General features: G+C 63.6%; 17 protein-coding genes. 13 read left to right on the top strand and 4 right to left on the bottom strand.

Annotated elements, in window-relative coordinates; all coding sequences use genetic code 11:
- Nucleotides 1–136 precede the first annotated feature (136 nt).
- Genes E2K99_RS21915 through pelG form a run of 5 tightly spaced genes read left to right on the top strand, consistent with a single transcriptional unit; the run spans nt 137 to nt 6,326 of the window.
- Nucleotides 137–766 carry a penicillin-binding protein activator LpoB gene (locus tag E2K99_RS21915; RefSeq protein WP_240733788.1) on the top strand — a complete coding sequence of 210 codons (630 nt, stop codon included), beginning with the start codon at nt 137–139 and terminating at the stop codon, nt 764–766.
- Nucleotides 767–777: 11 nt separating this feature from the next.
- Nucleotides 778–2,268, top strand: coding sequence for a PelD GGDEF domain-containing protein (locus tag E2K99_RS21910; RefSeq protein WP_240733787.1), 1,491 nt, complete (start codon nt 778–780; stop codon nt 2,266–2,268).
- The gene (locus E2K99_RS21905) at nt 2,258–3,322 is read left to right on the top strand and encodes a tetratricopeptide repeat protein (RefSeq protein ID WP_121040586.1); all 1,065 of its coding nucleotides are present in this window, start codon (nt 2,258–2,260) and stop codon (nt 3,320–3,322) included. Before E2K99_RS21910 ends, E2K99_RS21905 begins: the two co-directional genes overlap by 11 nt.
- Nucleotides 3,319–4,944, top strand: coding sequence for a GT4 family glycosyltransferase PelF (gene pelF, locus E2K99_RS21900; protein ID WP_134223554.1), 1,626 nt, complete (start codon nt 3,319–3,321; stop codon nt 4,942–4,944). The genes E2K99_RS21905 and pelF overlap by 4 nt, the downstream gene beginning before the upstream one ends.
- A gap of 11 nt (nt 4,945–4,955) precedes the next feature.
- Nucleotides 4,956–6,326, top strand: coding sequence for an exopolysaccharide Pel transporter PelG (pelG, locus tag E2K99_RS21895; RefSeq protein ID WP_134223553.1), 1,371 nt, complete (start codon nt 4,956–4,958; stop codon nt 6,324–6,326).
- A gap of 33 nt (nt 6,327–6,359) precedes the next feature.
- Here pelG and E2K99_RS21890 read toward each other — a convergent pair whose 3' ends face one another.
- Nucleotides 6,360–7,916: a CYTH and CHAD domain-containing protein gene (locus tag E2K99_RS21890; RefSeq protein ID WP_134223552.1), complete on the bottom strand. Its 1,557-nt coding sequence runs from the start codon at nt 7,914–7,916 to the stop codon at nt 6,360–6,362.
- Nucleotides 7,901–8,782: an AraC family transcriptional regulator gene (locus E2K99_RS21885; protein WP_134223551.1), complete on the bottom strand. Its 882-nt coding sequence runs from the start codon at nt 8,780–8,782 to the stop codon at nt 7,901–7,903. The genes E2K99_RS21890 and E2K99_RS21885 overlap by 16 nt, the downstream gene beginning before the upstream one ends.
- A gap of 123 nt (nt 8,783–8,905) precedes the next feature.
- Between E2K99_RS21885 and E2K99_RS21880 the strand changes: the two genes are divergently transcribed.
- Together E2K99_RS21880 and E2K99_RS21875 are read left to right on the top strand one after the other, a co-directional pair.
- Complete coding sequence (locus E2K99_RS21880) at nt 8,906–10,105, top strand: MFS transporter (RefSeq protein ID WP_134224196.1); 1,200 nt, start codon at nt 8,906–8,908, stop codon at nt 10,103–10,105.
- A gap of 120 nt (nt 10,106–10,225) precedes the next feature.
- A complete protein-coding gene (locus E2K99_RS21875) occupies nt 10,226–10,897 on the top strand; it encodes a ceramidase domain-containing protein (RefSeq protein ID WP_134223550.1) in 672 nt (223 codons plus the stop codon).
- A 21-nt stretch (nt 10,898–10,918) separates the two neighbouring features.
- On the opposite strand, the gene E2K99_RS21870 is transcribed toward E2K99_RS21875, so the two are convergent.
- Nucleotides 10,919–11,860: a 5'-nucleotidase gene (locus E2K99_RS21870; protein ID WP_134223549.1), complete on the bottom strand. Its 942-nt coding sequence runs from the start codon at nt 11,858–11,860 to the stop codon at nt 10,919–10,921.
- A gap of 250 nt (nt 11,861–12,110) precedes the next feature.
- Between E2K99_RS21870 and E2K99_RS21865 the strand changes: the two genes are divergently transcribed.
- The 6 genes from E2K99_RS21865 to otnI all read left to right on the top strand — a co-directional run bounded on the left by E2K99_RS21865 (nt 12,111) and on the right by otnI (nt 18,381).
- The gene (locus E2K99_RS21865; RefSeq protein WP_034334401.1) at nt 12,111–12,812 is read left to right on the top strand and encodes a FadR/GntR family transcriptional regulator; all 702 of its coding nucleotides are present in this window, start codon (nt 12,111–12,113) and stop codon (nt 12,810–12,812) included.
- A 180-nt stretch (nt 12,813–12,992) separates the two neighbouring features.
- Nucleotides 12,993–13,889, top strand: a complete 897-nt coding sequence (gene ltnD / locus E2K99_RS21860; RefSeq protein WP_134136972.1) for an L-threonate dehydrogenase — start codon at nt 12,993–12,995, stop codon at nt 13,887–13,889.
- Between the two features lie 37 nt (nt 13,890–13,926).
- A complete protein-coding gene (gene otnK, locus E2K99_RS21855) occupies nt 13,927–15,213 on the top strand; it encodes a 3-oxo-tetronate kinase (RefSeq protein WP_134223548.1) in 1,287 nt (428 codons plus the stop codon).
- Complete coding sequence (gene otnC / locus E2K99_RS21850) at nt 15,210–15,857, top strand: 3-oxo-tetronate 4-phosphate decarboxylase (protein ID WP_008332714.1); 648 nt, start codon at nt 15,210–15,212, stop codon at nt 15,855–15,857. The genes otnK and otnC overlap by 4 nt, the downstream gene beginning before the upstream one ends.
- A gap of 277 nt (nt 15,858–16,134) precedes the next feature.
- Entirely contained in the window at nt 16,135–17,448 is a 1,314-nt protein-coding gene (locus E2K99_RS21845; protein ID WP_034341512.1) for an MFS transporter, read from the top strand.
- Between the two features lie 129 nt (nt 17,449–17,577).
- The gene (gene otnI, locus E2K99_RS21840) at nt 17,578–18,381 is read left to right on the top strand and encodes a 2-oxo-tetronate isomerase (RefSeq protein ID WP_134223547.1); all 804 of its coding nucleotides are present in this window, start codon (nt 17,578–17,580) and stop codon (nt 18,379–18,381) included.
- Nucleotides 18,382–18,473: 92 nt separating this feature from the next.
- On the opposite strand, the gene cheD is transcribed toward otnI, so the two are convergent.
- Nucleotides 18,474–19,085 carry a chemoreceptor glutamine deamidase CheD gene (cheD, locus tag E2K99_RS21835; RefSeq protein WP_034341503.1) on the bottom strand — a complete coding sequence of 204 codons (612 nt, stop codon included), beginning with the start codon at nt 19,083–19,085 and terminating at the stop codon, nt 18,474–18,476.
- Nucleotides 19,086–19,324 lie beyond the last annotated feature (239 nt).

Below are 19,324 nucleotides of genomic sequence, written 5' to 3'. Positions count from 1 at the left end.
GAATCTGAAATTGAAACCGCAGGTGAAGGCCTCGCTGTCCGTACCGTGTCGAAATTGATTGATCAATGAAATCGATGAATCAGCTCTCATTAATCTATGGCCGCGAAAGGCCGCGCATTGCTCCAAGGTGACCACCATGACAAACAAGATCCGCTCCACGCTGTTGAAACTCGGCAGCGCTGCCGTACTGGCCCTGGGCCTGGCCGCCTGCTCCACCGCTGACATCGGCCCCGCGCCGGTGGTACCGGCCGACGCACGCTGGGGCTTGCTGCCCTTCGCCAATCACACCGAGACCCCGCAGGCCGGACTGCGTGCCGAGTCGATCTCGGAGAGCATCCTGCGCGCCAATGGCCTGGCCGAGCTGCGCCGCTATCCGGCTTCGCTCAACAATGAAACCCTGTTCGAGCCGATGGACCGCAAGCAGCTCGATGCCGCCCTTGACTGGGCACGCAGCGAGAACATCACCTATGCGCTCTCCGGCACCGTCGATGAATGGCGCTACAAGGTCGGCATCGATGGCGAGCCGGCGGTGGGCCTGACGCTGCAGCTGATCGAGGTCTCCAGCGGCAAGGTGGTCTGGGCAGCGGCCGGTGCGAAGAGTGGCTGGAGCCGCGAAGCCTTGTCGGCCGTGGCACAGAAGCTCATGCGCAGCCTGCTGTCGCCCTTGCGCACGCTGGCGCGCACCTCGGCGGCCGTCAATGCGGCCAATGCCGCGGATACTGCGGCGCAGACCGAGTCCGCCACACCCGAGATGCAGCGCCCCTGATGGGAGAGAACGTGAACGACAGCCAACGGCCCACTACACCACCGGTCTCAGGACGTCCCGGCGGTGGCCAGCCGTGGGCGGCCAGTCCGCGTCCGGCACCGACGGCGGCGCAGAAGCGCCAGAAGTTCTGGTCACGCCTGTTTACGCGCTTCGATACCGACAGCGGATCACCGCGCAAGGCGGCCCTGCGCATCGTCGAGACCATTGCGCTGGTGGCCGCCGCGCTGGGTGTGGCCTGGTGGCTGGCGCCGGAGGATCCGTTCGGGCTGGAGGCGCAATTCCCCTGGCTGTGGCTGATGCCGGCCATCCTTGCCATGCGCTACGGCAGCACGCTGGGCGTGGTTGCGGTGGCCACCATGCTGGGGGGCTGGTATCTGCTCATGCATGGCCATCATGAGGATGAGGCGCAGGCCGTGGTATCGGCGGCGCAGGCCTTTCCGCAAGCCTATTTCCTGGGCGGGCTGGTGCTGACGCTGCTGTGCGGCCAGTTCGCCGAAGTGTGGAATGCGCGCAGCCGCCGCCTGCGCGGGGTGAATGCCTATCTGGAAGAGCGCCTGACCATGCTCACCAAGAATCACTTCCTGCTGCGCCTGTCGCATGAGCGGCTGGAACAGGACCTGCTGTCCAAGCCGCTGACCCTGCGTGAATCGCTGGACCGCATGCGCGCCCTCACGCTCACGCAATACCTGCTGGACCCGGGACGCATGCCGGCACCGGATGCCTTCCTGCAGATCCTGGTGCAGAGCTGCCAGGTGGAGTCGGCCTCGGTATTTGCCTGCGATGTCCACGGCCACGTCCTGCCTGAGGCGGTGGCCAGCGTGGGCAAGGTCACGCCGCTGGCGGCCGACGATCCGCTGGTGCGCTATTGCCTGACGCAGCAGAAGCTGGGCCATATCCAGACCGAGAGCCTGAACCAGACCCTGCGCAACCAGAGCCGCTATCTGGTCTGTGCGCCCTTGCGCAACTACGAGGGCCGCCAGTTCGGTTTGCTGGTGGTGGAGCAGTTGCCCTTCCTGGCCCTCAACGAAGACACGCTGCAACTGATGTCGGTGCTCATCGACTACTACGCCGACGGCATCGAGATGGGCGACAGCGCCCGCGCCATCCTGCAGCAGCTGCCGACCTGCCCGCCGGAGCTGGCGGTGGACCTGGTGCGCCTGCATCGCCTCAAGCGCAGCACCGACATCGATTCCTCGCTGGTGGCGCTGGTGTTCGGTGACGACGAACTCTCGCGCGACATGTACGATCAGGTACGCCGTTTGAAGCGCGCCGCCGATGTGGTCTGGACCTACAAGGCCGGTGGCCGCAACGTGTTGATGACCTTGCTGCCGCTGGCCGGACCGGCAGCGGTGGATGGCTACCTGATGCGCATCGAGACCGCTTCTCATGCGCAGTTCGACAACAAGTCACTGGCCAACTTCGCCGCTGCGCACACCGCTGCGCTGGGCAGCGATGAGCCGATGCGCCTCTTGATCAACCTGGTGGAACGCTGTGCTGCTTAAACTCTCCGCTGCCGGTCTGAGTTTCGAGACCGCCTCCGTGGCCCTGCTGCTGCAGGGTGGCAACGGGCTGGGCGTACTCTCCGGTTATCTGCTGCTGCACCTGGCCTCCTCGGCGCTGTTCGCGCTGGCCATCGCGCAGGTCGCCCCGCCGCAGTACCGGCGTCCGCGCACGGCCTTGCTGCTGTATTTGTTCTTCTTCAATTTCTTCATTCCCATCGGCGGCGTGCTGTGTGCCGTAGTGGCGTTGCTGGTGGCCGTGCTCTGGCCCAAGGACAAGCCGGAAGACCATTTCGACACCAGCCAGGCGCCGGCCTTCGTCACTGCGCGCAGGCGCGAGGGCAGCGGCTTTTCCGGCAACCGCGTGCGCGCCCAGCTGGGCAACGTCGCCACGCCCGTGGACAAGCGGCTCAATGCGCTGGTGGCAATCCAGAGCACGCCCACGCGCGCCAGCGGCGCTTCGCTGCGCAGCCTGCTGGGCGATCCGGCGGACGACGTGCGGCTGCTGGCCTACGGCATCCTGGATGGCAAGGAAAAGAAGATCACCCAGCGCATCGTTGACATGCGCAACCACCTCAAGACCGTCTCCGACCCGGAGACCCTGAGCATCCTGCATCAGCAGGTGGCCGAGCTGTATCAGGAACTGATCTACCAGAACCTGGTGCAGGGCGACCTGCTGAACTACTCCTACACCCAGATGCGCGAGCACGCCCGGGCGGCGCTGCAGATCGATGCCGCCCAGCCGGGCCTGTGGTTCATGCTGGCGCGCATGGAGCTGGCCAACCGCAACGTGGCCGACGCCGCCGAGGCCATGCAGCGCGCCCATGAATATGGTTTTTCGCGCGTGCGTCTCCTGCCTTACCTGGCCGAACTCAGCTTCCTCGAACACGATTACGAACAAGTGCGCAAGCTCTTCATCGAAATGCAATACGATCCCAGCGTGTCCTCGCAGCCGCAGCTGCACCGTTACTGGCGCCATGGCCGGCGCACCATTGCCAACCGGCCTGACACCTTCAGTCCCGCGCCTGCGGGCCGTCCGGGCGGAGGCCGCCGATGAATGCGCCCGTCGTCAAGCCGGTCGCCGGCGATGCGTCCTACCAGCGCCGCGCCAAGGACTGCGACGTCATGCTGCTGCTGGAAGGGACTTTCCCGTATGTGAGCGGTGGCGTGTCAAGTTGGGTCAACCAGATCATCCGGGGTTTCCCCGAGATCCGTTTCGGCCTGTGCTTCATCGGCAGCCGGGCGGAAGATTACGGCACCCCCAAGTACGCACTGCCGGATAACGTGGTCCATCTGGAAACGCACTTCATCCACCAACATCTCTCGGCAACCCAGGTGGTGCGTTCGCGCGGCGATGCAGCCGCCTTCGAGCGCATCGACGAACTGCATGCCATGTTCCGTGCCTACGATCGCACCGATGCCACCTCGCATTCGGCGCTGGTGGCGCAACTGGGTGAGCTGATTCCGATGATGGAGGATGGGGGCAAGATGGACCAGGACACCTTCCTCTTCAGCAAGCGTTCCTGGGATTACCTCGCTTCGCAATACCGCATCTTCTGCACTGATCCGTCCTTCGTCGATTACTTCTGGACCGTGCGCATCATGCACCAGCCGGTATGGACCCTGGCCCGCGTGGCGCGCCAGCTGATCCCGGCGCGCTGCTATCACACCATCTCCACCGGTTACGCGGGCTTCCTCGGGGCGCTGATGAAAATGCAGACCGGCCGTCCGCTGATCCTTTCGGAACACGGCATCTACACCAAGGAACGCAAGATCGACCTGTTCCAGAGCGAGTGGATCCGCGACAACCGCAACGTCTTCGAAAAGGATGCCTCGCAGATCCCCTACTTCCGCGAGATGTGGATCCGCTTCTTCGAGGCGCTGGGCCGGCTGTGCTACCAGGCGTCCAACGACATCGTCGCGCTCTACGAGACCAACCGCCTGCGCCAGATCCATGACGGCGCACCGGCCGAGCGCACGCGCAATATCCCCAACGGCATCGACCTGCCGCGCCTGTCGAAACTGCGCGCATTGCGCAGTGAAAAAATCCCGCCGGTGCTCTGCCTGTTGGGCCGGGTGGTGCCGATCAAGGATGTGAAGACCTTCATCCGTGCCATGCGTACCGTGGTCAACCAGTATCCGGAGGCCGAAGCCTGGATCGCCGGACCGGAAGATGAAGACCCGGCCTATGCCGGTGAGTGCCATGCGATTGCCGATGGCCTGGGCCTGACCGACAAGGTCAAGTTCCTCGGTTTCCAGAAGATCGACGAGCTCATGCCCAAGATCGGACTGGTGGTGCTCTCCAGCATCAGCGAGGCCTTGCCGCTGGTGTTGCTGGAAGGTTTTGCGGCCGGTGTGCCGGCCGTTGCCACCGATGTGGGATCGTGCCGCCAGCTGCTGTATGGACTGTCGGAAGAAGATCAGGCACTGGGCGCAGCGGGGGATGTGGTCGGCATCGCCCAGCCCCAGGCGCTGGCCGACGCGGCATTGAAACTGCTGACCGATCCGCAGCGCTGGCACGCAGCCCAGGCCGCAGGCATTGCGCGCGTGGAGCGTTATTACACCCAGGACATGATGTTCGGTGCCTACCGTGAGCTGTACCAGCGTTCGCTGGCGCAGGGTGGGCAGGACACCGACGCCGCATCCGGCCAGCCGCTGCGCTGCCCGGTGCGGCACTGACGAGGACCGCCATGGCCGGTATCGGTTTTGAACTGCGCAAGATATTGAAGCGCGACAGCCTGCTCTCGCTGATGCAGGCGTATTCCTATGCGGCCCTGATCAGTTCGGGGCCGTGGATCATGTCCATCGTCGGCATCCTGGTCATCGGCCTGGTGAGCTATACGGTGAACATGCCCAAGCTGGCCATCGTGCAATTCCAGGTCAGCATCACCTACGTGATTTCCTTGTCGCTGATCTTCACCGGCATCTTCCAGCTGGCCCTGACGCGCTTTGCGGCGGACCGTCTGTTTGAAAAGGACAATCACGCCATCCTGCCCAATTTCCATTCGGTGTCGATGGCGGTGACGGTGGTAGGCGGCGTGCTGGGCCTGCTGGCGGTGGCCTTCCTGTTCCCGCAGCAGAGTGCGCTGTACCGGCTGCTGTTGCTGGCGGCCTTCATCATCATGTGCAACATCTGGATCGCCACCATCTTCCTGTCGGGGATGAAGCAGTACAAGGCCATCTTCTGGATCTATGCGCTGGGCTACACCATCACGGTGGTGGCGGCGCTGCTGTTGCGTCCGCTGGGGCTGGAGGGCTTGATGGGCGGCTTCGTGATCGGCCAGGCGGTATTGCTGATGGCGATGATGGCGCTGATCCTGCGCAATTTTCCGTCGGACCGCTTCATCTCCTTCGAGTTTTACGAGCGCAAGAAACTCTATCCCTCGCTCATGGCCATCGGCCTGCTCTACAACACCGCGATCTGGATCGACAAGGCCATGTTCTGGTACACGCCCGAGACCAGCCAGGCCATCATCGGCCCGCTGCGCGCCTCGGTGATCTATGACCTGCCGGTGTTCCTGGCTTACCTTTCGATCATTCCTGGCATGGCCATTTTCCTGCTGCGCATGGAGACCGATTTCGTCGAGGACTACGATGCCTTCTACGAGGCCGTGCGCACCGGCGCCTCGCTCGAAACCATCGAGAAGCACCGCAACGGCATGGTGGAAACGGTGCGCCTGGGCCTGCTGGAAATCATCAAGATCCAGGCCATCACCACCTTGCTGCTGATGGTGACGGGTGAGTCCATCCTGAAGTGGCTGGGCATTTCCACGCTCTACCTGCCGCTGCTCTACATCGACGTCATCGCGGCCAGCCTGCAGGTGGTGCTGCTGGGCATCCTCAACGTCTTCTTCTATCTCGACAAGCGCCGCATCGTGCTGGGCCTGTGCGGGGGACTGGTGGTGCTCAACTTCGCGCTCACCGCGCTCTCGCTGCACCTGGGTCCGACCTTCTACGGCTTCGGATTTGCGCTGGCGGTGTTCGTGGTGGTACTGGCCGGTTTCGTGCTGCTCACCCGCAAGCTGGAACTGCTGGAGTACGAGACTTTCATGCTGCAATGAGCACGGCGCTCATTGCAGCACTCATTGCGGTACTCACTGAGGCAACTCCTGCGCCTTCCATTTTTTCCACAGGCGATGCATGCGCTCGTGGCCGTCCTTGACCTGGCCCGCCAGGAAGCCGCGCGCATAGCCGATGCTCGCGGCAAGACGTGCCTCCTTCTGCTGCAGTTGCTGCAGCAGGGCATCGGCCACCACCAGGTCGTTCTGCAGGCCCAGCTGGTCCTGCAGGCGTGACAAGGCTTTCAGGTAGGGGCGGCTGCTCTTCTCGCCATACAGCGCCTGGAAAAATTCGATGTCATAGCGCATCTTCTTGGCGGCGATGCGGGTACGGTGGCGCGCGCGGTCATTTTCTTCCAGATGGGCACCGCGCTTGTTGAGACGCTTCTCGTCTCGTCGCAGCATCTGCCGTGCATAGCGGAAAAGCGCTTGCGAGAGGGCTTCCTGTCCCGCCTCGTCGAGACCATCGCGCCAGCCTGCGGTCAGCAGCCAGCGGCTGAACTGCAGGACCAGTGCGGTATAGCGCGGCGAGGCCACGGCCTGTACCGCCAGCGCATGTTCCTTGCCGGCTTCCACCAGCGCTGCATGGCGCACCCGTTCCAGGTCGATGGCACCGATGGCGTGCGGTGGCAGCGTGGTCAACGTTTGCGTGGCCAATACATCCCAGTCACGTGCATTGCCGATGGCTTGCGAGACCCAGTCGAATTCAGCGGCCAGGGAAGCGGGCAGGGCGATGACGGGCTCGAACAGCGTGAAGGCCGAGCGCAGGCGGCGCAGGCCCACGCGCATCTGGTGCAGGCGTTCGATGTCGTCGCTGTCCTGGTCGGCGATGTCATTGGCCTGGATCTGCTCCACGCAATTGTTGACCACCGCCAGGAAGGCCCGCTCCACCGGCATCTTGCGGGTCAGCTGCAGCGGCTTGGCACGGCTGGCCGACGAGGTCGCGGCAATGCCCTGCTGCGCACGGCGCGCCTGGTGGAACAATCCATAGCCGCGCTGCGCCTTGCTCTGGATGCCGATGCGCAGCGGCAGGGTCTGCAGCAGTTGCAGTGCGAAATCGAAGAGGGCGCTGGCCTCGCCTTGCTTGAGTTCCAGTTCGATTTCGCAGACCTCCGCCTTGAGCTCTCCGTGTTCTACCGTGCCCTGGTCGAGCACGCATTCGACCTCGCTGCCATCCTGCAATACCAGGTCCCACACCATACGCTGGATGCGGGTACTGAAGATGGGCGTCAACTGCGCAGCGGTCTTGTCGGAGAACACCTTCCTGGCCCAGGCTTCGTCGGAGGCCGCCAGCTCGCGCAGCACCGGCAGGTCAGGTTGTTCACCTTCCACCAGCGACTCCCATTCATTGCGCTGGTGCAGGCCGCCACTGACGCCGCCGCCTGCCTTGAGGGTCTGGATATATTCATTTCCGGTCCGACGCACCCGCAGTCCGGCTTCGTTCTGGCGCAGCAGCAGCTCGGGCGTATCGAAGTAGGTGCCGGTCTGGTCCTTGATGCGCGGCGCGGCCTGGGCGTAGCGCTTGATGAGCGGGTGACGGATGAAGGCCTTGGTGTGCTCGGGGGCGAGCAGCAGTTTCAGTTCGGTTTCCATGAGGCGTTCCGTGTCGGTTGGAAGTAGGGGGCCGCCGGGCTGGCCGGTGGGGAAGAAGCGGGGCGGGCAAGCGGGGTCTGGCGCTGCGCCATGTAGCGCGCGGGCGGCTTGCCCAGGGTATTGCGGAACATGGTGATGAAGGCACTCACCGATTCATAGCCCAGGTCCTGCGAGACGCGCTGCACCGAGCTGCCCGAGGCCAGCCATTGCAGGGCCAGCATCAGGTGGATCTGCCGCCGCCAGCGGCCGAAGCTCATGCCGGTTTCGGCCTGCACGAAGCGCGCAAAACTGCGCTCGCTCATCGCATGGCGCTGGCCCCATTCGGCGACTGTGCTGCGGTCGGCCGGTTGTTCGGCCAAGTGGCGCGCAATCGCACGCAGCCGCGAATGCTGCGGCACGGGCAGGTGCAGGGGCAGGGCGTGGCGCTGGCTGTGTTCCAGTTCCTCCACCAGTACCGAGGCCAGACGCGCGGTGCGCTCGTGCGGGGCGTAGTCCTGGCGCTGCTCGGCGAGGTGGCAGATCATCTGCACCAGCAGGGGCGACAGCGCCAGCGTGCAGCACTGGTCCGGCATGCTGGCTGCATGTGGCGCGATGAAGAGGAAGCACAGCTGGCCGTCAAGCGTGACACGGTTGCTGTGCGGCAAGCCAGGCGGAATCCAGACCGCCGACTGCGGCGGCACGATCCACATGCCCTGCGCCGTCTCGCAGGTGACCGCACCGTGCAGGGCCACCACCAGCTGGCCCTTGCGATGGCTGTGGAAAGGCGTCTCGCGCTCGCTCTGGCTGGTATGCACGCGCAGGGCCGTGACCGCGGCATCGAGGCGGTCCGGATCGTGTTCGACCAGGCTGGCGTAGAGAGTGGCCATCGGGAGCAGGGTTGACCGTTTTTAGCAATAGGCTGGCATTGTAGCCAAATTCGTACAGGCTGCGATTGGCTAAGCTGGGCGCTCGCTGCTTTGGATCAATCTTTGTCCTTCTTCCCGACCGCCATGCATGCCACGCATCCCCCTCATGTTCGCCCTCTTCACCGCAATGTCTGGCTCATTGCAGGCATCCTGCTGATTGCCGCCAATCTGCGCGCACCGGTCACGGCCGTCGGGCCGGTGATGGGCCTGCTGCAACAGACCTTCGCGCTTTCGGCCGGTGCCGCCGGGCTGATGCTGACCTTGCCACTGCTGTGCTTTGCTCTGGTCTCGCCGCTGGCGGCCCGCGTGGCGCGCAGTCTCGGATTGGAGCGCACGCTCCTGCTGGCCTTGCTGTTGATTGCGGGCGGTATCGTGCTGCGCTCTTCGGGATCGGTGGCGGCCTTGCTGGCCGGGACCTGTGTCATCGGCTGCGGGATTGCCGGCGGCAATGTGCTGTTGCCCAGCTTGCTCAAGCGCGATTTTCCCGACGACCTCACGCGCATGACGGCCATCTATGCGCTCACCATGGGCGGTGCGTCGGCGCTGGGCTCGGTCTGTGCGGTGCCGCTGGCGGCGGGCCTGGGCTGGGCGTGGGCGCTGGCTTCGTTCATTGCATTGCCGCTGGTGACGGTACTGGTCTGGCTGCCGCAATTGCGGCGTGATACGCGCCCGGCCACTGCGCCTGCACGTGCGGCGTCGATGTGGCGCCAGCCGTTGGCGTGGCAGGTGACTTTCTTCCTCGGGACCAATTCGCTGGTGTATTACGTGGTGACGGCATGGCTGCCGTCCATCCTCGCGGCCAATGGTCACAGTGCGGTGGAGGCGGGCAACCTGCATGGCCTGATGCAGCTGGCCTCGGCCTTGCCGGGCTTGCTGCTGGTGCCGCTGGGTCCGCGCATGCGCGATCATCGCCCGGTGGCGGTGAGCATGTCGGCTGCGACTGTCCTGAGCCTCATCGGCCTCATTGCGTGGCCGCAGGCGTCCATCATCTGGGTGCCGCTGTTTGGGTTCGGGACGGGCGCGGTACTGATCCTGGGGCTGGCCTTTGTCGGCACGCGCGTATCGACACCGCCACAGGCTGCTGCGCTGTCAGCGATGGCGCAGAGCGTGGGCTATCTGCTGGCGGCCGCCGGGCCCATCCTCATGGGGCGACTGCATGATGCCAGCGGGGGATGGACGCTGGTGCTGGCGCTGTGTGCCGGAGGTGCAGTTCTGATGGGCGTACTGGGCTGGCTGGCGGGGCGGCCGGGCAGGGTGATCGGGGCGGACACGCAAGGACAGTAAAGCGCGACTGGAAAAATTCGGCGGCTTCGCGGATCATGGCGGCTGCATCGTGAACGGGTGGCCTCTTGATCGCCGGTTACGATTCCCCCTTGATCTGCGACGACCAGCGCGACACACACCATGACCGCATCGCTTCTTGCACCGGTAGACCTGTATTGCGAACGCCTCAGCACCGCCTTCTGGGCTGAGCCCGTCAATGCCCTTTCCAATCTCGCCTTCCTGCTTGCCGTGTATTTCCTGTGGCGCTTGCCGTTGCCGCAGCAACGCGGTGGCGTGGTGATGTCGCGGATTCTGACGCTGATGGTGGCCGTGATCGGGGTGGGCAGTTTTCTTTTCCACACCGTTGCGCAGCGCTGGGCCCTGTTCGCCGATGTCATTCCGATTTCGGTGTATCAGGTGCTGTTCCTGGCCTTCTATGTACGCAAGGTGGCGCGCTGCAACTGGCTCGTGACGATGTGCTGGGTGGTGTTCTTCTTTGTCGTGACCTACGGTGTGGGCCGCTTGCCGGAGCAGTGGCTCAATGGTTCGGTGGCGTCCTATGGTTCGGCATGGCTGTTCATTGGCGGGCTGGGCGTGTATCACTGGCGCATGCGCAAGACCGAACCCATGGTGCTGCTGTTGGCTACCGGAGTATTTACGCTGTCGCTGGTGTTGCGTTCGATCGATATGGCGGTGTGTCCGACCCTGCCCTTGGGCACGCACATGTTCTGGCATCTCTTGAATGGGCTGGTGCTGTATTTCACCACGCGCGCCTTCATCGTCAATGCAGACAAAGAGCGGCGGACTGCCTGAGGCCAGCTTTGCGGCCGCTGCTCAGCCCTTGACTGCGCGCGCCCGGCCCGGGCGTGTACCCTCCAGCGTCCCACCCTTGTAAGGCACCCGCCCCGACGGCACCACCACGGCCGCCTTCTGCACATGTCCCTCCTGGTCATCAAAGAACATGTGCGCGCCGAAGGCCTGCAGTACCTCCGCCTTGTTCAGCCCGCCCAGGAAAAAGGCTTCATCCACCGTCACATTCCAGGTCCGCAAGGTATGGATCACGCGCTGGTGCGCCGGGCTGTTGCGCGCCGTGACGATGGCGATGCGCACCGGGCACTGCTTGGGCGGAAACTGTTTCTGGATCGCCGACAAGGCCAGCAGCAATTTGGCAAACGGTCCTTCCTTCATGGCCTTCTTGCGATGGCGCTGTTCATGCCGCGCAAAGGCCTCCAATCCCTTCTCCGCAAAGATGCGCTCGGACTCCGCCGAGAACAGCACGGCATCGCCATCGAAGGCAATGCGGATCTGCTTGTCCGGGGCACTGTAGTCCAGTGGCGCGGCATACAGCTGGGCCGCCGCCACGCCGGCATCGATGGCTTCCTGCACGTCGCCGGTATCGCGCGAGAGGAACAGGTCGATCTTGAAGGCTTGCAGGTAAGGCGCAGTCGGTCCGCCACCGGTGAAGGCCGCGCGGCTGATGTCGAGCTTGTGGGCGGCAATGGCATTGAAGGCGCGCAGGCCGGTGTCGGGCGTGTTGCGCGAGATGACCACCACCTCCACCAGGCGGCGTTCCGGGATCAGCTCATTCAGCTGCAGCAGCGCCTTGACCAGCGGGAAGGCCGTGCCCGGCTGCAGCGGATCATTCTCGTGATCACGCTGGTACTGCGCATAAGCATCCACACCCTGCTGGTCGTAGATGGCGTTCTCCACTTCGAGATCGAAGAGGGCGCGGGAAGAGATTCCAATGACGAGCTTGTCCGAGAGATCGTAGGGCATGCGGCACATCCGTGGCAGGAAAGCCCTGATTGTAGAGCCCCCGGCCTGCTGGCGCAGCCTTGGCAGAGATATTCGTATTCTTGATGTCTGGAGCGAACTGCTGCATATATCACGTCAAGTTCCGTCAACTGCGCATATTGTTTGCCAAACGGGGGTGTTACTCCCGGTAAAGAGAAAAAATCGGATTGCCCCGTTCAAAATAAATTTGTATGATGACCGGATAACTTTACGATAACGACCGCGAGACAGCATGTTTCAGAAGATCCCCGCACAGGCGCTCAGCGACACTGTAGCCAGGCAATTGCTGGAAAACATCGACGCCGGTGCCTTCCCCCGGGGCAGCAAGCTGCCCACCGAGGCGGTGCTGGCGCAGCAGTTCGGTGTGAGCCGCACGGTGGTGCGCGAAGCCATCGCGCGCCTGAAACATGAAGGCGTGGTCGAACCGCGCCAGGGTAGCGGCGTATTCGTGACCGAGCAGGCCGGCATCAAGCCGCTGCGCATCGATTACACCGAGGTCAGTTCGCCCGAGGCGGTGTTGCAGATCGTCGAGCTGCGCCGTGCCATCGAGGCCGAAGTCGCCGCGCAGGCGGCCAAGCGCCGCAGTGCGGAAGACCTGCAGGCGATTGACGCGGCACTGGTGCAGATCGGTGTCGATGTGGCCGCAGGCGGTGATGGCGTGGCTGCCGATGTGGCCTTCCATCGCGCACTGGCGCAGGCCACGCGCAATCCGTACTTCATCAAGACGCTGGAGTTCCTGTCCCAGTATCTGGAAGCGGCCACGGCGGTCACGCGTGGCAATGAGGCACGGTATGAGGATTTCTCGCGCCAGGTGCGCGAAGAACATGAGGCCATCGTCGCAGCCATTCGCGCCGGTGATGAAATGGCGGCCCGCAATGCCGCCCAGACCCACATGTTCAACGCGGCACGGCGCTTGAGCCAGGGACAGTCCTGAAAAGAGTGTCCCGGCTTGAACGGCAGCAAATGATTTGAATGTTTTAAACGATTTAAACGGTTTATAAGTTTTACGAAATTTGAAATTCTGACGCCGGCCTTTGCCGGCGTTGCATCATCAACCCGGCGCAATGTCCTGCCCGTCAAGAGCGGCAGCGGCGTCATCAATGCGGAGGCAATTATGTCCAAGAATGTAGGTGTGATCGGTTTGGGAGCCATGGGTTATGGCGTGGCCAGCTCGCTGTTGCGTGCCGGTTTCAATGTACATGCCTGCGACGTGCGCAAGGAAGTCCTGGACAAGTTCGCCGCCGCCGGTGGCGTGGCCTGTGCCAACCCGGCCGAGCTGGCCGCCAAGGTCGATGTGGTCATTACTCTGGTGGTCAATGCCGCCCAGACCGAGATGGTGCTCTTCGGTGAGAACGGTGCCGTCTCCGCGATGAAGCCGGGCAGCGTCGTCATCTCCAGCGCCACCGTGGCGCCCGACTTCGCCGTCGAGCTGGGCAAGCGCCTGGCAGAAAAGGACTTGCTGCTGCTGGACGCACCGGTCTCCGGTGGTGCCGCGCGCGCCGCTTCCGGCGAGATGACCATGATGACTTCGGGTCCTGCCGACGTCTACGCCAAGATCGAAGACGTGCTCGCCGGCATGGCCGGCAAGGTCTATCGCCTGGGCGACACCCACGGCATCGGCTCCAAGGTCAAGATCATCAACCAGCTGCTGGCCGGCGTGCACATCGCCGCCTCCGCTGAAGCGATGGCCCTGGGCCTGCGCGAAGGCGTCAATCCGGATGCGCTGTATGACGTCATCACCCACAGCGCCGGCAATTCCTGGATGTTCGAAAACCGCGTGCCGCACATCCTCAACGGCGACTACACGCCGCTGTCGGCGGTGGACATCTTCGTCAAGGATCTGGGCCTGGTGCTCGATACCGCCCGCCGCAGCAAATTCCCGCTGCCGCTGTCGGCCGCTGCGCACCAGATGTTCATGATGGCTTCCACCGCCGGTCATGGCGGCGAGGATGATTCGGCCGTCATCAAGATCTTCCCCGGCATCGACCTGCCGCCGGCCAAGGCCAAGTAATCCAGCGTCGTCCCTGCATCTGATTCGAGGAGTTTTCATGTCCACATCCCGTCCCTTGCTCGGTTGTATCGCCGACGATTTCACCGGCGCCACCGACCTGGCCAACATGCTGGTGCGCGGCGGCATGCGCACCGTGCAGACCATCGGCGTGCCCAGCGAAATGCCGGCCGTGGCGGCTGACGCGCTGGTGATCGCACTGAAGTCGCGCACCATTCCCGCTGCCGAAGCCATCGAGCAATCGCTGGCCGCACTGCGCTGGCTGCAGCAGCAGGGCTGCACGCAGTTCTTCTTCAAGTACTGCTCCACCTTCGATTCCACCGACGAAGGCAACATCGGTCCGGTGACCGATGCGCTGATGAAGGAACTGGGCGAGGACTTCACCATCGCCTGCCCGGCCTTCCCGGAAAACGGCCGCACCATCTATCGCGGCTACCTGTTCGTGGCCGATGCGCTGTTGAATGAATCGGGCATGGAAAACCATCCGCTGACCCCGATGACCGATGCCAACCTGGTGCGCGTCCTGCAGCGCCAGACCGAATCCAAGGTCGGCCTGGTGCGCTACGACACCGTGGCACGCGGCGCGGCCGCCACGCAGGAGCGCTTCACGGCCCTGCGCGCCGACGGCGTCAAGATGGCCATCGCCGATGCCGTCTCCGACAAGGACCTGTTCACGCTGGGCGAAGCCTGCGCCGAACTGAAGCTCATCACCGGTGGTTCCGGCGTGGCCCTGGGCCTGCCCGAGAACTTCCGCCGCGCCGGCCTGCTGACCGCCGCCGGTGAAGCCGCGCAACTGCCCAAGGTCGATGGCCTGTCGGTAGTGCTGGCCGGTTCCGCCTCCAAGGCGACCAATGCGCAGGTGGCCGAATGGAAGGCCAAGCGTCCCGCCTTCCGCATCGACCCGCTGGCCCTGGCCCGTGGCGAAGACGTGGTGGCACAGGCGCTGGCCTTTGCCGATGAACGCATCAAGAACGAGCCGGTATTGATTTACGCGACCGCCACGCCCGATGAAGTCAAGGCCGTGCAGAAAGAACTGGGCGTCGCCAAGGCCGGTCACCTGGTCGAACAGGCGCTGGCATCGATCGCCGCTGGCTTGAAGCAACGTGGCGTGCGCCAGTTCGTGGTGGCCGGTGGCGAAACATCCGGTGCGGTGGTGCAGGCGCTGGATGTGCGCGCCCTGCGCATCGGCCCGCAGATCGATCCGGGCGTGCCCGCGACCGCCACGCTGGATGAACAACCGGTTGCGCTGGCATTGAAGTCGGGCAATTTCGGCAGCGTCGATTTCTTCGAGAAGGCACTGCGCTATCTCGACGGGAAGACGGCATGAGCCGCAACACCAACGAAAGCGCGCTGCGCGAAGAGATCTGCCGCATCGGCGCTTCGCTCTATCAGCGTGGCTATACCGTCGGGTCGGCCGGCAACATCAGCGCGCGTCTCGATGACGGCTGGCTGATCACGCCGACCGACGCCTGCCTCGGTTTCCTCGATCCGGCGGCCATTGCGAAGGTCAATGCGGCAGGGGAATGGGTCTCGGGCGACAAGCCCTCCAAGACTCTGGTCCTGCATCGCGCCATCTACGACAACAATCCCGAGATGCATGCGGTGGTGCATACGCACTCCACGCATCTGGTGTCGCTGACCATCAATGGCGTCTACAGCGAGCAGGATGTCTTGCCGCCCATCACCCCGTATTACGTGATGAAGGTCGGCCACATCCCGCTGATCCGCTATGCCCGTCCGGGTGCGCCGGAAGTGGCCGAGCAGGTGGCGAAGATCGCCACGCAAGTGCGTGGCGTGCTGCTGGAACGGCTCGGTCCGGTGGTGTGGGAAAGCTCGGTCTCCAAGGCCGCCTTTGCCCTGGAAGAACTGGAAGAAACCGCCAAGCTGTGGCACCTGGCCGGTGGCCGTGCCACGCCGCTGGAAGAGCCCGCGCTGCAGGATCTGCGCGACACCTTCAAGGCGCGCTGGTAGCAGTAACGATAGCGCTCAGGCAGCTTCAGCAACCCATAGCAACAACACGTCATGGCGGACGCAGCCAGTCCGCCATGCCCCGCTTGCGCCCAACGGAAGGTGGTGGGTGCAGCCAAGCCGGCACAAGACCGGCCAATCAATGCCGGCCTGCGTGCCGTTCCGCAAGGAGCGGCACGCGGGTCCGATTGAATCCATAAATTGCCCGTCAGACCACGGGCACCAAGCAACCAGCGGCCGTGCATAGACAGCCGCGACACTCTTAGGGAGATGTAACACCATGACCACCGCAAGCACTTCCGGCGTCGGACTCGACGTCAACGACAAATCCAAGGACGGACTGTACAAGAAAGTCTTCTGGCGCATCATGCCGTTCCTGATGCTGTGCTACGTGATTGCTTATCTGGATCGCGTCAACGTCGGCTTTGCCAAGCTGCAGATGTCGCAGGACCTGGGTTTTTCCGAGACCGTCTTCGGTCTGGGCGCTGGCCTGTTCTTCATCGGCTACTTCCTCTTTGAAGTGCCCAGCAACATCCTGATGCACAAGGTCGGCGCGCGCATCTGGATCGCCCGCATCATGATCACCTGGGGCATTCTCTCGGCGGCCTTCATGTTCGTGCAGAACGCCACCCAGTTCTACGTCCTGCGCTTCCTGCTGGGCCTGGCCGAAGCCGGTTTCTATCCCGGCATCATCCTGTACCTGACCTACTGGTTCCCTTCGCACCGCCGTGCCAAGGTGATCGCGGTCTTCATGTCCGGCATTCCGGTAGCCGGCATCCTGGGCAACCCGCTGTCGGGCTGGATCATGGATGCGTTCCACAACAATGGCGGCCTGGAAGGCTGGCAGTGGATGTTCCTGATCGAAGCCATTCCGGCGGTCCTGATCGGTGTGGCCACGGTGCTGTACCTGGACAACGACGTCAAGAGCGCCAAGTGGCTCTCCGATGAAGAGAAGGCCAGCCTGCAAGCCGACATCGACGGCGATGCCAAGGGCAAGGAAAGCAAGCACGGCTTCGGCGCCATCGTGAAGGATGCGCGTGTCTGGCTGATGTGTCTGATCTACTTCTCCTTCGTCATGGGTCAATACGGCCTGACGCTGTGGATGCCGACCCTGGTCAAGGCCACCGGTGTGAAGGGCAACCTGGAAATCGGCCTGCTGTCGGCCATTCCGTTTGGCTGCGCCATCATCGCCATGAACCTGATCGGCCGCAGCGCCGACCGCATGCGTGAGCGTCGCTGGCACCTGGTGATCCCGGCCCTGATGGGTGGCGTGGGCTTCGTGGGTGCGGCGCTGTTCGCCGACAACACCGCGGTCTCGATCGCATCGCTGTCGCTGGCCGCGGCCGGCGTGCTGACCTGCGCACCGCTGTTCTGGTCGCTCCCGACCGCCTTCCTGTCGGGCGCTGCGGCGGCTGTCGGTATTGCCGCCATCAACTCGGTGGGCAACCTGGCCGGTTTCGTCAGCCCCTACCTGATCGGCTACCTGAAGGACCTGACCCACAACAACGCGACCGGCATGTACATGCTGGCAGTGATGCTGGTGGTGGGTTCGATTGCCACGCTGGCCACCAAGCCGGGCATGGTCAACAAGTAATGTGATGTCCCGTTCAAAGCCCGCATGCCTGTGCCTGCGGGCTTTGACGTTTTCTGCACCTTCTGCCGGTGTGGACGCGCGCAAGAGTGTTCGCGCTACACTGGCCCCTTCGTTACCAAGGAGAATCCGATGCTGCGTTTTGCCGCCAACCTGAGCATGATGTATGTGGAACACGATTTCCTGGACCGCTTCGCCGCCGCCGCCAAGGATGGCTTCTCCGGCGTCGAGTTCCTGTTCCCCTACGACTATCAGCCTGAAGAGATCAAGTCGCGCCTGGAGGCCAACGGCCTGACCCAGGCGCTGTTCAACGCGCCCCCGGGCGACTGGGCCGCCGGCGAGCGCGGCATCGCCTCGCTGCCGGGCCGCGAAGACGAATTCAAGCGCAGCATCGAGACTGCGCTGAAGTACGCTTCCGTCATCGGCAACAAGACCCTGCACGTGATGGCCGGCCTGATCAAGCCCGACCAGGATCGCGCGCGTCACCGCGCGGTGTATCTGGACAACCTGTCGTATGCGGCACACCAGGCTGAATCGGCCGGGCTGACGGTGGTGATCGAGCCGATCAACACCCGCAACATTCCGGGCTTCTTCCTCAATCGCCAGGACGATGCCCAGGCCATCTGTGCCGAAGTGGGCGCGCCCAACCTGAAGGTGCAATTCGACTGCTACCACTGCCAGATCGTCGAAGGCGACGTGGCCGTCAAGTTGAAGCGCGACATGCCCGGCATCGGCCACATCCAGATTGCCGGTGTGCCCGAGCGCCATGAGCCGGATGTGGGTGAGCTGAACTATCCGTATCTGCTGAAGCTGATCGATAGCCTGGGTTACCAGGGCTGGATCGGTTGCGAATACAACCCGGCGGGAGCGACCTCGGCGGGATTGGGATGGTTGAAGGCGTTGGCTGAGCAAGGCCTGACCACGCTCAAGGCCTGATTACGATCTGGTATCGGCCCGCGTAAAGCAGGCATGAAAAAAGCGGAGCCCATGCAACGGGTTCCGCTTTTTTGTTTGGACGATGGCGTCGCTCAGAACAAATCAATTTCCCCACCCACCGGCTTGGCCTGCAGCTTGGAGGCATATTCACGTTCACGGCTGGCCAGATCGGCAGCGGCGTCCTTGATCTTCTTGACCAGCACCTTGCCCGTGCGCGGGAAGAAATGCACCTTGCGCGGCCAGATGTCGTTGAGGTCTTCGGCCACCACGCGGATCTTCTCGGCCGACAGGTAATTCTTGACGAAGGCGGCATTGCGTTCGCCCACGTTCATGGCGTTCATGCCGCGCAGCACCGCACCTCCGCCGAAGACCTTGCATTCCAGGTTCTCGCGCCGGGCACCGGCCTTGAGCACGTCGTTGATCAAGACTTCCATGGCATAGGTGCCGTAGCGCATCGAGGCCGAGACCGGGCTGTCGGCTTCGCCACCGCCATCAGGCAGCATGAAATGGTTCATCCCGCCCACGCCGCTGACACGGTCGCGCAGGCAGGCCGAGACGCAGGAACCCAGCACGGTCACGATCATCATGTCCTCGCCGGTATAGAAATATTCGCCCGGCAGGATCTTGGCAGTGTCGCAATTGAAGGCCCGGTCGTGATACCGATACGACGCGAAATTTTCCGGCTTGTTGATGACGGTTTGCATACGGGCCCCTGATCGTTCTTGTGTGCGCCCCGATGAGGGACGGTGAGTGTTGGCGGTCCATGCATTGTCAGTCAGGCACGGCCCACACGATATCGGGGAATTCCCTAGCCCAGAACATGCTTGTGCGCCATCGTTAATAGGGGATATCCGCAATCGCCCTTGGCTCCCATCCCGTGGTACGCTGCGCCCCCTCGACATGACCCGATCCCGGTCCGCTCTGACGGAGACGATTTGTACAG

Source organism: Herbaspirillum huttiense (genome assembly GCF_004367745.1).
Taxonomy (GTDB): domain Bacteria; phylum Pseudomonadota; class Gammaproteobacteria; order Burkholderiales; family Burkholderiaceae_D; genus Herbaspirillum; species Herbaspirillum huttiense.
Note: the sequence above shows the minus strand (reverse complement) of the source record. Positions and strands in the feature narration are given on the sequence as shown.